Here is a 14,396-nt window from a genome sequence, read left to right on the forward strand (position 1 = left end):
TTTTAAACTGTACAATACAATCATCTAATCCAAACTCCTGTAACGTTTTCAATTATTTTTGTAACGTTTTGTAGTACGTTTTCGTTACAAAAATTTACAAAACCATTACAAAAGTGGGTATTTCCATTTTGGAAACAACCACTTAGCGCATAGTCAATACAACGCATGTTTACCAAAACAAAATTCCTAATTAGCTATTCCTAACAAAAGCAAATATCCCAACACCAAAAAGCTTTCTACCTTTTTATCAATTTAACCACATTTCCAAATTGGTCACCTACACGCAAAAAGTAGAATCCAGATTTGTAATTACTGAGATCTAATTCTGTATTGAGAAGTACAACTTTATCCTTCGCCAGTAATCTTCCACTTTGATCGAAAATCATATAGTTTTCACCAAGTAATTCATTCGTTACTTCAAGCGTAATTGATGCACTTGTCGGATTTGGAAATACTGATATATCATTGGTCATTGAAATAAATTCTTCAATACTTAGCACGTCAATGTAGCCGTTATAGATAGTATGAAAAGTTTCATTTGTGATTATCGGAAGATTAAAATCAAAATAGATATCTGCTTCATTGTAAATCACACTTCCATAAGGTAAGTTCGGAACTTGATCAACTCTAAAAGTAGCAAATCCATTACTTTCTGGTTCGTTAGTCGTGCTGTCAGGCAATAAAATGTTGTTAAAAGTCCATTCTAATACATTGCCATTCAATAGTTCGAATGAGTAATTGTGACTAGAAACTCCTGGTGTAACAGTAAATAAATTCAATTGTGAATCCAACGTATCACGAATTATAACTGTGAAAGCTGTGTCCGTTCCAGTATTTTGGAATCTAATCAAATACTCTAATTGATCACCTCTAGAAATTCGATTTTCATCTGTCAAGCCTAAAGGAAAACCTTTTTTATCATTGGGATCATAGCTTCCTGTTAATTGCAAACAGTTAATGTCAATAAATGGATCTGCGTCGTCCAAAGGATATAGGTTAACAATATTAGGTGTCCAATTCAGAATATCACCACATAATTCAATATGCGCGCTTGGATTAGAATTTCCAGGATGTAAAGGATGTTGCGGAACATTTATAATCCACGTTTGTCCTGTTGCTGGAAATACATATAAATGAGATTCTCCACCTGTTAAAATCAATGAATCAGCGAATGTCAAAACAGTATCTTTAAAAATCAAAACTGGAGCATAACATTGCATATCACCTGATCCAAGAGCTCCAGAATTAGTCACTTCAAAGTAGAGAGAATCATTTTGACACCAACCATCAACGCTAATGCTTGATTGATCATAAGGCAATGTGCAATGTATTGGCAATTGACCATTTGGGTTATAATTCAAAGGTAATCCAGGCAGCGTGTCCAAACTGCAGGGTTCAATTGGGAATAATTCCGCAGTATTACATATTGTTTGGCCCATAATAGCTTGACAATCTACCGTCGTTGCGATAACTATATTTTCTATTTGACCAGGATAAAAATCGCCAATCTCAAATTTAAAAGCATTGTTTCCTAGTGCAGTGTATGGATGTGAAGCACTTGTTAATATCAGCGTAGTGTCTAACTGAACTTCAACAAAAGCATTTGACATAATTTCGGTCGCTGTAATCTCATTTTTTGTCTGAACAAAAACTGTAGCAGGAAAACATGGACGCGCTACTGGAGTAAGAATCGAAATATCAGGCCCTGCGCAAGGAATTGTGCTGAGCATACCAATAGGAGGAGATTGAACTAGAATACTCGGATCAGTGACAGTGAAAGTCACTGAAGGTGAACAAGTAGGTATCCAAGTTGTAGTTGTATCCACAGTTGCTGTATATGTGCCAATTGGAAGGCTATCAATATACCATACTCCTAGATTATCTGTTTGAACAACATAATTACCAGGATTAACTACAACCGTTAAGTTTTCAATTCCTAATTCAAGATTATCCACTGTGCAATTTTGATTAAAGTCTTGAAAAACATTACCTGAATGTCCCAGTAAAGTAGGATTTAAATCGAAGCCCCAGCCAAATAGATAACCATCATCTCCTCCCCAATTATCTTGAACAATGATTGTCCAATCACCATTTAAAGGGCACCCTATAAAGTTAGAGAAGCTTGTTTCTGGAAGGTAAACTCCATTTGGATTTACGGAGTTACCTTGAGTTAAGGTCGTTGGAATAGGGTTTGTTAAATAATCGGTAGCCATATCGCCGAAAGTATTGAAGACAGAGCTAAAGCAATAATCCCATCCAATCCCAGGGCCCGAATTTGATAAATCGATAGGATCACCTAGATACATACCACCACCACCAAATCCTCCTGAGAAAAATCCTCCAGCAGAATAAGAATTAACTAAAGGTATTATAGTTCCGTTTGGGCATTTTAATCCAATTTCTAAATCACCAAGAAAGCTGTGTTCAATATTCATGCATACCGATTCCAAGTCAGCAGCTGATGTGATTTGAACTCCTGGAAATCCTGTTACTGTTAAATCAGATGTATATTGATTTCCATTTCCATCCGGAAGGAAAGTTAAGGTATTATCGTAAAATGAACCATTTTGCGAAAACGCCAAAGTGGAACAAATAAGTAGTGTAAAGCTAGAGAGTATCTTAAATAATTTCATAGTAGTCTGATTTTGTATCAAATGCTGAACAAATGTAATGAAACTTGAAAAAACTTCATCATTTAATTCATTAATAAAGGAAAGATTGATCTTCTTAAATCAGATGAGTAACAAATTAATTCCCAACTCAAAAAAGAACATTCCAATATAACCCGCTCTTTTACTTGCAAAAAAGACTGAACCTTTTAATTTTACACTATAATTGAAACTAACAAATATTACATGAAACAGCTTATTGGACTTTTTGCTTTGCTTTTTTTATTTATCGGTTGCAAAAAAGACGTGGAGCAAAATTTTACGTTACAAAAATCAAGGTTAAAAAAGTCTTTCTTTGAAACTCAAAAGACACTATTGGAAAGAGTGAATGTCAAAGTAGAAAACTACCAAGATGATGTTAATTTCTTTAATAATTTGCCAGCACAATTTGCGCTTGAAGATTGTCAAATGACATGGAAGTCGTTGTACAATGAGTTCTTGATTTTGAGTCCATACCGATATTTTTCTGGAAATTTGGATGCTGGTTTTAAGCAAAATCAGAATAATTTTGATCTTTCAAGCATCAATTATGAATATATCGATTACTCGGTGAATCAGCCAAATGGCGGTATTGTTAGTGATACGATCAATTATCCGACGATTAATCAAGTTAATCTTATTTCATGGCATCAAGTGGGTGGAGAAAAGAATGTTACACTTGGTTTTCATGCAGCTGAGTTTTTATTGTGGGGTGAAGATCTTTCTTTATCTGCTCCGGGGATGCGAACAAATATTGACTATCAGCAAATTAATACAGTAAATAAAAGACGAAAAGACTTCTTTGTGGAGACTTCAACTCTTTTGACTTCCATGATTAAGGAGGTGAAAAATGATGCTGTTTATAAAGCAAGCCTTCTGTCGATGAATGAAGACGAAGCTTTTGCCGCTATCTTGAAGGGCTATATGCGATTTATAAAGGAAGATTTGGTAAACAGAACTTTATTAAAACCATTAGGCAGCTTGGATGCCAAAGATGAATTGAGTGATTTTTCAGACAATACAATTGAGAATATTAAATCAAAATTAAAAGGATTGAGATTGGCATTAGATGGTTCTGAATTGTTTGCCGTTTCAGAAGAGTCATGGTATTTTATGATAGATTTTATTACCGATGTAGATGAGGTTGCAGCGAAAGAAATCATATCTTCATTAGATAACGCAGAAGGATTGATTAATCAGATAAATGTTGATTTCGATCAAGCATTGCAAAATCCGATGATGAGAGAAAAACTCAAAAATATAGCGGTTGAATTAAATAATATTCATGCAGTTCTAGAAAGAATAGTCGCCGAAAACACAACTGTGGGATAGCAGCTTATTGCCTTTGTAAATAGCTTTCATCAATTTCAATTACAAATAAAATGTAATTCCTAAGTCAAACGTCGTGGTGAACAAGTTTTCCCTTTGAATTTGATAAAACACATCTTCACTATTGAAAACATCGCTGTCTTTATTGTCAATGAATGAATCCGGTTTAGAATTTACCACCACAGTGTATCTAAAGCCAGTGTAAAACGACATGAAGTTGGAAATAGGAATTCTTAATTTAAATCCCGTTTGGGCATAAATTCCGAAAACATTGTTCCATTCAAGTGCTGTTTCGTAATAATCTGTATTCGACCAACGATTGTCATCGCCTGAATTGGTGAATTCATTTAAGGAATAACCGTAATTTCCGTTTCTCATGGATGAAAGAGAGATTCCAACAGAGAAATCATAAGAGAATCCAATTCCAGACGAACCTTGTTTGCTGGCAAATTCGAAAGAAGGACCGAAGTATAAATTCCTATACTTTAAAGACTCAAATCTTAGATAAGTAGTGTCCCCTGGACTTTTACTCCCTTTTCCTGCATACAACGAAGTGTAATTGGACGGCATTGACAATTCATAATTTTTGAAAGCTGCAAAAACACCCAAACTAAAACGTTTCGACATAGCACGATAATAATTGAAATTCACACCATAGTCTAACCAATCTTTGGTTTCCACCATTTCATCACCAGAAGTCTTAAATTCCGTTTCTTTAAATGAACCTGAAACCAATGGTACATTTCCAACTACGCTAAAATCAAAGTGATTTTTTTTATTCATAAAACCGCCTTGTGCAAGCACGAAGGTCGAGCTCAATAAAATGAGATATATTAATGTTGATTTAATCATTTTTAGGGAAAGTAATAAGTATGGATTCAAGAAATGAATTTTGGATAATGCGCTTGTTGAATGGATTGTTGAGTCTATTGTAAATCAACCCCTCGGTTGTTCCATTTTTAGAGTCAAAATAAAGTGAAGCGAAAATTGCTTTATTTCCTGAGTAGAAAAATTCCGGAATAACGTAAGGCAGAGTAACGCCAAACAGTCCAATTAAATAAAAGGATTTGTATCTCGGTTCATACGCGTGTTCATAAATAGAAATTCCTACAATTTCAGATGATGAAGTATTTAATTGAATGGCCAGCTCATCCGAGAATGGTGAATCTACAGCTTTACTATAATTATTGTAATGGTAGTTTTGAATGAGAATAGCGTTGATTAAATAGTTGAGATTGTAATTATCTGTCGATGAAAATTCATTAACATCAATTCCAGTTTCCTTTTTGACTATCTCAAAAGCACCTTGAACAATCTCTTTGCTATCATTTTCACGAATCTCTTCAAGCTTCTTGTTTTTGAAGTTTACTAGACTAAAGTCGGCAATAGCAATAGATGAAGGATTAATATTTGCATTCACTTCTTTTATAGAATCTGATTTATATACCTTGAATTTCTCTTGAAATGCTTGACTTTTTACTAAGTCTGGAATGATAAATAAATGATAATTTGATGAATCAACTCCTTTTGATTTTAATTCTTGAGTTTCAATATCTAGTAATTCAGTTTCTCTATTATCTAGTGAATCCTTTAATTGAAAATCTTTAATTTCTGATAACAATCCTGTTTCTTGAAAGCTTTCCAATTTGAATTCAGCAGACTTAGAAGCAATGCGAATTAAATCATCATACATTCTTGCAATAGCTTTACTTTCAGGATAAGTATTCGTTAAATCTTTAAGCGTTCGAAGTCCAAGTGATATTTGTGCTTCTCTGGATTGCATGCTTAAAAAACGCATAAAAACGGCTCCTTTACTGTCAGAAATCTCGTAGGCATTGTATTTCTCAAACTGAATATTTCCTACAATTTGATTGATGTATCCCCACCAAGCAGAAGCTTTCAATTTATCTAGAAAATCCGAAGAATATCCTAATTTCTCCAATACATAAATTTCATAAATTGCGTTGCTAAAGTTGGCTTCCAAAACATTTAAAACAATAGATTCTTGACGAGCGATATGAACAATATTTTTAAAATCATCTTTATCGTTTAAAAAGGTCAGTTTAGAAGGAGCTTCAACATTTTTAGACAATTGCTCAACTCTTTTTACGAGTAAAGGAAATTCCTTTTCATAACTATATTCTTTTGGATTTTTCTTTTGCAATAGAAAGAACTTCGATTCAGGAATATAAGTGTATTCATTATTAAAATATTTAGTATCGAAAGAATGTTCGTAGAAAGGTCTGTTTTGATATTTTAGAACATCAAAAGCACTCAAGATTTCAGCTTCAGAATAAGGCTGTTTTGCTTTTACCAAATCAAATGCTTGTTGGTCTAGTGCTAATTCATTTTCTACAGAAAAACTAGACAATTCACTAATCATGTTGTCCAAAGAAACTTTGCTTTCTGTTTTGTTATACAAAGGCTGAAGGTCACTTTTTAGAATTTCAACTTCTCGGGCAAGAAAGAACATTAATTGCGCTTCATTGCTTAATTTACTGATCAGACCCGAAGTAACAAATAGATTCAATGAATCTGAAAATGTTGCTACAGTATTGCTTCGTACTAAATAAACCGAATAGTTTTCAGGGGTTAATTTCTTTAATAAATCAGTGGCGTAATTCGAAACAGGATCACCATAAACAATCATGTTTGAGGAATAAATTTGATCTAAATAAAAAGCTTTTGCATCCTTTTTTATTCCTCTAATCCAAGGACTGTCTTGCGGAATAAAAAAGCGAGATTTGTGCTGTTCTAAAAATGATGGAGTATTTCCGCTTGAATAAAGAAAGGAATTTTCTCCGGTTTTATTCTGTCCAAAAACATTTGTTACCATGAACAGTAAAAAGATGATTACTATGCGCATTTAATAAGGTTTATTCTTGAGGGTTCTTGTTTCAATAAGTATTCAACAAAACTAATATAATTTATAAAATGCGGAAGAGAAAGTTGTGGTGATCATTGAAGTAAAACAATACTTGTTTGTTTACTAGTGTATTGTAAAAAGTTTTCAATATATTTATATCTTGAAACAAGCACTACGAACATTTTAAAAAATAGAATTATGAAGTCTATTCCATCCTTTTCAGGAATTAAAACCATATTATTTACTCTATTCATTGGTTTTAGTTTTTCATTTTATGCAAACAACCATATTCCAACAAAATCTTATTTCGATCATCTTTCGGAAGTGAATAAAGAATGGAGTCATCACAAAGAAGCTGCTCCAGAAGGATTAATTTCATTTAATTCAGATTTAGATAGAATTCAATTGCATCTTAATTTGGTAATCGATCATTTGAAAACAAATTCTCCTTCAAATTTTAATTCAGATCAAATTTCCAATAGATTGACTTTATTAGACAAGCTGCAAGATTATGCTGACAATAAAGTTTTTCCAATCAATAAATATCATTCGATAAGAACACCTTATTTTGTTGATCATTTAGGAACTAATTGTGCTGTTGGACAAATGATTTATGTTTCTGGAAATGAAGATTTGGTTGCCAAAATCAGCAAAGAACATAATTATGATTACTTAAAGGACACTCTAACAGAAGGAGTTGTGGAATGGGCCAAAGAATTTGGTTTTACGTTAGATGAATTAAAATGGATTCAGCCGGCATATCCGCCAACTCAAACTATGGATCAAGTTTTAGATGGAACTAATGGGAAGGTAAATAAAATTCTACGTCATTACTCTGGTGAAAAGTTAACTATTGCTGGTGAGTTCACGGAATTGGATGGTTCACCATGTTTAAATATTGGTTTTTATGAGAACAATCAGCTTTCATGTTATGGAAATGGACTTGATGGGAAAATTAATGACATTCTACATTTAATTGATGGTATATATGCTTTTGGTGAATTTACTCACAGTGGTGAGGTTTTTCCGATTGCTAAGTTTGATGGTACAAATTGGAATTATATTGGAATCCCGAATAGAATCGGCGCAACAGCATCTGTGGCAAATTTTGGAGGATCGGGTTATAACTATGAAGTTGCTATTGCACATAGTTCAATTCCTAATCATCAAGAAATATGGCATTTTATGAATAATAATACGTGGGAAAGGCAAGCCAAAGTGAATGGAATCATTAATGATATTCTTGCGAGTGGATATGGTCGTGTACATGTAGGGAATTTTGATTCAGTTATTGTTTATAATTCTAATGCAACAATCGACACATCTTTGTCTGTAAATAATGTAGTTATCAGTAAATATTATGAAGATGTTTGGCATGGAATATCGGGAGAAATAAGTGAGACTATTAATATAGTTAAGGAGATAGGTGGAGCTTTAATTTTTGGTGGAACATGTGTTGGTTCAGCGTGGGGTAATGATGTTTGTATTAGCAGATATTTTAATTCAGTTTTACAACCTTTGTATCTTAATGATCATCAATTTCTTCAATATTCAGTAAATACTATTGCTTATAATTATGGTGACAAATTCACATTTGGAGGAGATTTCGAGATAGATCCAGGCATAGGTACTTATGGAATAAACCTCGCAAACTTTAACTTAATTAGTAATAGTATAGAGCCTCTTGCTGATCTTGATCAACCTGTAAATAGTTTAATATATTTTGGAGAAGATTTATACATTGGAGGAGATTTTCAGAACAACTTGGGAAGTCCAATCAATTATTTAGGAAAAATGTCTTCAACTGTCGGACTGAATGAAAATACAGCTGAAATAAACCTCAACGTTTATCCAAATCCTTTTAATTCAATAATTAATTTAGAAGGAATTGAAGAAGGAGCAAAATACTCAATTCTTTATATCGATGGACGAGTTGCTAAGAGTGGAACTGTAATGAATGAAAAAATAAATGATTTAGATTTCTTACCAAAAGGCAGTTATTTATTGCAATTAGAATCGATGAAAGGGAATATCGTTAGGAAGATTTTCAAGTAGCCTTTGCATGAAAACCTTAAATACTGCGTTATACTTGTTTGAAAGCATTACATTTAGTAGATTGAAGAAATTTATAATGAACTAAAATTAACAATGAAACAAGAAGAAATAATAGATTTAAAAGTAGAGAAAAAACGAAAGTCAACTTCCATTATTAACGCTGTCTTTATTGGAGCAATGATTGGAATTGTAATCTTCAGTATTTTTAAAAGCAGTATCAGTATTGTCTCACTAATCCCTTTGTACTTTATTTATAGAGCGTTTAATAAATCTAATAATAAGTAAAAACTATGCGCTGCTACTTTCTGATAATATTTCTCTTACTATTAAGTGGAATAAAGGCCCAAATTGTCGTTGTCGACATTAAAAACAAGCCAATTCCTTATGTTGAAGTCTTATCAAACAATAAATATTTCTACACGCAGACCAATTTGAAAGGGGAGTTGAATTGGAATGAGGTTTTGAAACTAAATCCTACGGATACATTGTTTTTTCAGCTTATCACTTATGAGAGCGTTTATTTTATCAAAAGTGAATTAACTTCAAACGATACTATCAGGTTAGCGGATCAAATCCAGGATCGAATACAAGAATTCCAAGAGTTTTCAGTCGTTTCAAATAACAAAAAGAACAAGTATCAAATCATAGATGTCTGCTTTAGAAGTTACCAAGTAAATGATGATTCTGTTGCCTACTATTTGGATGGAAAAGGACAATGGATTTCGAAAATCAATAAAAGTAGATTTGATTTATTATTAAAAGAGAATAGATCTTTAGCAAATAAAGTCATTGAAAAAGAGGACGATAATCCAGATCGAACAGTTAATTTTGGATTCTCACCTTCTGTTCCTCGGCCGCCATTTTATTACCTACCTTTTCAGTATCACAAAGATTTAACCTATCGTTTCAAGGACAGTTCTAATATTGAACTGTTTATTAAAGACAGCATTTATGTTGGGAATATAGAAACGACCAAAGACCATGTATTCTATACCATTTCTGATTATGATTTTGTGGGAACGAATAAACTGTTAAAAAATGAGATCAATAGAATTCAAAAGCAAATAACATTGATTTTCAGAAACTACGAAGGATTTAATGTCAAAACGATACAAAACTACGATGACTTGTTGTATTATAAATCATATACCGAATTGTCAGCAAAACACAATGAAGAGAAAGACTACAAAAGATTTACACAAGTTACAGAGTTGTTCTTTGAGAACGTTGCTTATGCTCAGTCAATTAATAAAAAGGAGATCAAAGATTCTACTAAAAATTGGAGGGAAAGTAATTACACTTCTGAATTTTGGAAAACTTGCGATTGCGAACTTTATGAACCACCAATTAGACAATTGTTAAGTAATTTATATGAACGATGAGGTTGAAAGCACATTTTTTCTCTAAAGTGAAAAGCAAAATTGATAGATATATGAGTAATAGATTATTTAAAAATATTAGCTTATCTTTGAATTATTAAAAGCTGGAATTATGAATATTGAAGCTACAAGGTTAGAATTAATGCATCTTTTGCTACAAACCCAAAAAGAGAGTCTTTTAAAGAAAATCAAAGATGTTTTTGAAGAAGAGCAAATTGATTGGTATGTGGATATGTCCAAAGAGGAGCAGGAAGAAATCAAAATTGGTTTGGCTCAAGCAGACAAAGGAGAGCTAATTGATCATGATATTGTAATGAAACGTTTTGATAAATGGCATTAATAATAGTTTGGACTCCTCAAGCTGAACAAGCTTTAACATGAGTTTTTAAATTCTTGAATCTTTGAATCTTTGAATGATTCATTTCAAATCTCCACAAATTCCTTCCCAAAAAGTGACGAAAGTCATACAATACATTAGCGGATAAAATTGACTTTAATGCTATCTTTGTATTATAAATGAAAAAACTAATATCCATATCGCTTCTTTCTATCATGTTGAGCTACTCGTTCAATCAGATTGGCATTTTTGCGGAATATGTAATGGATATTGAGCAGTTCACGGAATTGTATTGTGAAAACAAAGACAAGCCTGAATTAAAATGTAACGGAAAATGTCACTTGGCAGATCAGCTTGCAGATAATCAAGAAGAGAAAGAAAGTAAAGACATTCAAGTTTCCCCTGAGATTCTTATGTTTATAGCAGAAGCTAATTTTGAAATCGAAGAACACCTTGATTTTTATGTTGAAGAAAATATTTCTTATTACTTCAACACCGATTTAACAGAAGGAATTGGGAATGTTATATTCCAGCCACCTCAACAAAAAACTGTCTAACTATTTATGCTGTTAATTCTATTTGCGAAGTTTTAAAAGTTTCGTTCTAATGGAGAACAAATATTAAAAGTTCAGACTTCCCCCAATTTTAAAAGCGTTCTAAAGAAATAGTTTCTATTTCTCAATTGCTTTGCCCCAAGAATTATTTATTAAAAATTCATCGACTCAAAAAAAAAGAGATTGATTGAATCTACACATTATTTTAAAATTAAAAAGATGAAAAAGATATTTTTATTATCGTTAATGAGTGCGTTCCTATTTGTTTCATGTAAAAAAGATAAAGACGAAACAGTTGATCCAATGACGGGTGGAACAACGGCAGCTGCTCAGTATAAATTAATTGACAAAGACACAACTGACAATGATTTGATTGTTGAATTATATGCTAATACTGAAACCATAGAAATGGGATATACTCCTTTATATGTTAAAATTAAAGACCTAGGTGGAAACGCTGTTGAAAACGCTATGGTTTCATTTATGCCAATGATGGACATGGGAACAATGCAACACAGTAGTCCTTTAGAGCAACCTGTATTTAATTCTACTTCAAAATATTATGAAGGTATGGTTGTGTTTACAATGGCTTCTAGTGCAGGAAGTTGGGAGTTAGATGTAATGGCTAACGGAGAAAGCGCAACTTTTGACATCAATGTTATGATGAATCCTACAAATACTAAATACGTTGGCTCATACAATGGAACAGACGGAGAAAAATACATCGTTACCTTGGTTAGACCTTTTAAATGGTCGGTTGGAATGAATGATGTTTCATTTATGGTGCATAAAAAAGAATCAATGATGTCTTTCCCAACTGTGAGTGATTTCACAATTGCAATGGATCCACAGATGACTTCAATGGGACATGGTTCGCCAAACAATGTTTCTCCAGTAAGTAAAGGAAACGGTTATTACAAAGGAAAAGTGAATTACACAATGACAGGAGACTGGAGATTGAATCTTGATTTAATTAAAGCAGGAGATACAATTGTTAATGCATACATAGATGTATTGTTTTAGACAAAAAAATCATTCAAAACTTTCCTTCTATTCTTTATTAGAAGGAAAGTTTAAAAAAAAAGATGAGATGAAAAAGTTTATAGTATTGAGTTTTACCTTACTTCTGGGTGGATTTGTTTTTTCGCAAAACGACGACACTTTAAGACCGTCACAGAACTATAAAGAAATTATAATTCAAGGTCAGAAGAAAGACAGCAAAGAAAAAGCATCGGCTCAATTACAAGAGTCAACGGATAAATTATTAAGCACAACTCCAGGAATTACATTAATTAAACGAGGGAATTTCGCTTTAGAACCTACAATTAGAGGTTTAAATGCTGGACAAATCAACACGACAATTGATGGAATGCAAATGTTTGGAGCTTGTACAGACAGAATGGATCCTATCAGTTCTTACATTGAACCAACAAACCTGGAGAAAATTCAGTTGAGTACAACTCCAAATGGAGAACAAACTGGAAGTGCAATCGGAGGTGGAATTAATTTCGCTTTAATGAAAGCAGAATTAGGGGCAGCTAAGAAGTTTAGCGGAAAAGTAGGAGCAGGATATCAAACCAATGCCAACAACATTCAAACTTTGGGTACTTTTCAATACAGTACAAAACGTTGGGCGTTATTGGTGAATGGGATTTACAGAAAAGCCGATAACTACCAAGCTGCAAATCGCCAAGAGATTTTGTTTTCGCAATTTGAGAAATGGAATGCTGGAGCGAATTTAGTGGTTGCATTAAACGATAAAAATAGAATTTCACTAGATTACATTCAAGACGAAGGTTACGATATTGGTTATCCAGCATTAACAATGGATGTTGCGTTTGCAAAAGCTTATATTTCTGCTGTAACGCATACTTATGAAAATCGATCACGAAAATTGAGAAGTATAGAATCTAAATTCTATTTCAACTTTATCGATCATGCAATGGATGATACAAAACGTCCAGCCGAAATGGTGCCGATGCACATGGATATGCCGGGAACTTCGCGCACTTTTGGAATGTTTAGTAAAGCGAAATATGTTTTGAATCCAAAGCACATTCTGACTTTCCAATTGAATGCATTTCAAAATGATTTGCATGCTGAAATGACGATGTATCCAGATATTGGTTCTGAAATGTTTATGTTGACAGTTCCAGATGGACAGCGCAGAACAGCTGGATTAAATGTCGCTGACACTTGGTTGGTCAACGAAAAACTAAAGATTTCTTACGGAGGTAGAGGGGAAGTAAACCTTTCTGATATTACGACTAAAATTGGTCGACAAACATTAACAAGTTTCTATGATGGAGAAGCTGCGCAAACAAGAGTTTCAGGAAATGTATTTGCACAAGCCAATTATAAATTCACCAAGAAAATCGGATTTTATGGAGGCTTAAGTTATGGACAAAGACCACCTTCTCTTCAGGAAATTTATGGATTCTATTTATTCAATAGAGTAGATAACCATGATTATTTAGGAAATCCTGATATCTTAAATGAAGAATCAATCAGTGGAAACATTGGAGTGAATTTGAAATATGAAAAACTAGCTATTTCTCTAGAAGGATTCGCTAATTCATTTACAAATTACATCACAGGTTTAGTTCTTCCAGAATTCAGTAACATGACAATTGGAGCGGATGGTGTTAAGCAATTTGATAATATTTCAGATGCTTTACTAACAGGTGGTGAATTAACTGTGAAATGGAATCCAATTAAAGTTTTAACTGTTCAATCGGTGAATAGTTATACTTATGGAATAGATGAAACGGGAGGTTTTTTACCTTACATTCCTCCGTTTAAATCTATTAACTCGTTGAAATATCACCACAAAGGATGGAATGTAAAATTGGAACATGTTGGTGCTTTTGCTCAAAATAATGTAAGTACAGCAAGATATGGAGAAGGAACAACACCTGCTTTTAATCTACTCAATTTTGCAGTTCAAAAACACATCGACTTAAAAAAGGATAGAGCATTGCATACAGAGTTTGGGGTTGAAAATATTTTCGACACTCCATATTACGAACACCTTGATGTCTTGAAAATTCAACGTCAAGGAGTGAATTTTGTGATTCGTACTACGTTTGTTTTTTAAATTACACAAGTTGAAATAAAAACAGTCCAGAATTAAGTTTCTGGACTGTTTTTACTTTTTAAAGTATTTTTCGTCTTTATTCTGAAGACCTTTTTCATCAATTTAAGCTTAAGATATAAGAGTTTTGTCAT

General features: G+C 32.9%; 11 protein-coding genes. 8 read left to right on the forward strand and 3 right to left on the reverse strand.

Annotated elements, in window-relative coordinates; genetic code table 11:
• Positions 1-236: 236 nt before the first annotated feature.
• Positions 237-2,633 carry a DUF7619 domain-containing protein gene (locus tag ERX46_RS14705; protein WP_130094622.1) on the reverse strand — a complete coding sequence of 799 codons (2,397 nt, stop codon included), beginning with the start codon at positions 2,631-2,633 and terminating at the stop codon, positions 237-239.
• Positions 2,634-2,855: 222 nt separating this feature from the next.
• Here ERX46_RS14705 and ERX46_RS14710 point away from each other — a divergent pair, with 222 nt between their 5' ends.
• Positions 2,856-3,980 carry an imelysin family protein gene (locus ERX46_RS14710; protein WP_130094623.1) on the forward strand — a complete coding sequence of 375 codons (1,125 nt, stop codon included), beginning with the start codon at positions 2,856-2,858 and terminating at the stop codon, positions 3,978-3,980.
• Between the two features lie 39 nt (positions 3,981-4,019).
• Here ERX46_RS14710 and ERX46_RS14715 read toward each other — a convergent pair whose 3' ends face one another.
• Positions 4,020-4,760, reverse strand: a complete 741-nt coding sequence (locus ERX46_RS14715) for a hypothetical protein (protein ID WP_130094624.1) — start codon at positions 4,758-4,760, stop codon at positions 4,020-4,022.
• A gap of 61 nt (positions 4,761-4,821) precedes the next feature.
• Positions 4,822-6,843, reverse strand: a complete 2,022-nt coding sequence (locus ERX46_RS14720; protein WP_130094625.1) for a hypothetical protein — start codon at positions 6,841-6,843, stop codon at positions 4,822-4,824.
• 198 nt (positions 6,844-7,041) lie between these two features.
• On the opposite strand from ERX46_RS14720, the gene ERX46_RS14725 reads away from it, so the two are divergent.
• The 7 genes from ERX46_RS14725 (at position 7,042) to ERX46_RS14755 (ending at position 14,265) form a co-directional block, all read left to right on the forward strand.
• Positions 7,042-8,898 (forward strand): T9SS type A sorting domain-containing protein, encoded by a 1,857-nt coding sequence (locus ERX46_RS14725; RefSeq protein ID WP_130094626.1) that lies wholly within the window; start codon positions 7,042-7,044, stop codon positions 8,896-8,898.
• Between the two features lie 93 nt (positions 8,899-8,991).
• The gene (locus ERX46_RS14730; RefSeq protein WP_130094627.1) at positions 8,992-9,183 is read left to right on the forward strand and encodes an FUSC family protein; all 192 of its coding nucleotides are present in this window, start codon (positions 8,992-8,994) and stop codon (positions 9,181-9,183) included.
• 5 nt (positions 9,184-9,188) lie between these two features.
• Entirely contained in the window at positions 9,189-10,280 is a 1,092-nt protein-coding gene (locus tag ERX46_RS14735; RefSeq protein ID WP_130094628.1) for a hypothetical protein, read from the forward strand.
• Positions 10,281-10,389: 109 nt separating this feature from the next.
• The gene (locus ERX46_RS14740; protein ID WP_130094629.1) at positions 10,390-10,617 is read left to right on the forward strand and encodes a hypothetical protein; all 228 of its coding nucleotides are present in this window, start codon (positions 10,390-10,392) and stop codon (positions 10,615-10,617) included.
• 176 nt (positions 10,618-10,793) lie between these two features.
• A complete protein-coding gene (locus ERX46_RS14745) occupies positions 10,794-11,171 on the forward strand; it encodes a hypothetical protein (protein ID WP_130094630.1) in 378 nt (125 codons plus the stop codon).
• A 216-nt stretch (positions 11,172-11,387) separates the two neighbouring features.
• The gene (locus ERX46_RS14750) at positions 11,388-12,191 is read left to right on the forward strand and encodes a FixH family protein (RefSeq protein WP_130094631.1); all 804 of its coding nucleotides are present in this window, start codon (positions 11,388-11,390) and stop codon (positions 12,189-12,191) included.
• Positions 12,192-12,258: 67 nt separating this feature from the next.
• Positions 12,259-14,265, forward strand: a complete 2,007-nt coding sequence (locus tag ERX46_RS14755; protein ID WP_165366246.1) for a TonB-dependent receptor plug domain-containing protein — start codon at positions 12,259-12,261, stop codon at positions 14,263-14,265.
• The last annotated feature ends 131 nt before the right edge of the window (positions 14,266-14,396 follow it).

Source organism: Brumimicrobium glaciale, assembly GCF_004152935.1.
GTDB classification, from domain to species: Bacteria; Bacteroidota; Bacteroidia; order Flavobacteriales_D; family Crocinitomicaceae; genus Brumimicrobium; species Brumimicrobium glaciale.

Coding starts and splice junctions, on each gene's coding strand:
- ERX46_RS14705 (WP_130094622.1), bottom strand. CDS start 2,633: ATGAAATTATTTAAGATACTCTCTAGCTTTACACTACTTATTTGTTCC.
- ERX46_RS14710 (WP_130094623.1), top strand. CDS start 2,856: ATGAAACAGCTTATTGGACTTTTTGCTTTGCTTTTTTTATTTATCGGT.
- ERX46_RS14715 (WP_130094624.1), bottom strand. CDS start 4,760: ATGAATAAAAAAAATCACTTTGATTTTAGCGTAGTTGGAAATGTACCA.
- ERX46_RS14720 (WP_130094625.1), bottom strand. CDS start 6,843: ATGCGCATAGTAATCATCTTTTTACTGTTCATGGTAACAAATGTTTTT.
- ERX46_RS14725 (WP_130094626.1), top strand. CDS start 7,042: ATGAAGTCTATTCCATCCTTTTCAGGAATTAAAACCATATTATTTACT.
- ERX46_RS14730 (WP_130094627.1), top strand. CDS start 8,992: ATGAAACAAGAAGAAATAATAGATTTAAAAGTAGAGAAAAAACGAAAG.
- ERX46_RS14735 (WP_130094628.1), top strand. CDS start 9,189: ATGCGCTGCTACTTTCTGATAATATTTCTCTTACTATTAAGTGGAATA.
- ERX46_RS14740 (WP_130094629.1), top strand. CDS start 10,390: ATGAATATTGAAGCTACAAGGTTAGAATTAATGCATCTTTTGCTACAA.
- ERX46_RS14745 (WP_130094630.1), top strand. CDS start 10,794: ATGAAAAAACTAATATCCATATCGCTTCTTTCTATCATGTTGAGCTAC.
- ERX46_RS14750 (WP_130094631.1), top strand. CDS start 11,388: ATGAAAAAGATATTTTTATTATCGTTAATGAGTGCGTTCCTATTTGTT.
- ERX46_RS14755 (WP_165366246.1), top strand. CDS start 12,259: ATGAAAAAGTTTATAGTATTGAGTTTTACCTTACTTCTGGGTGGATTT.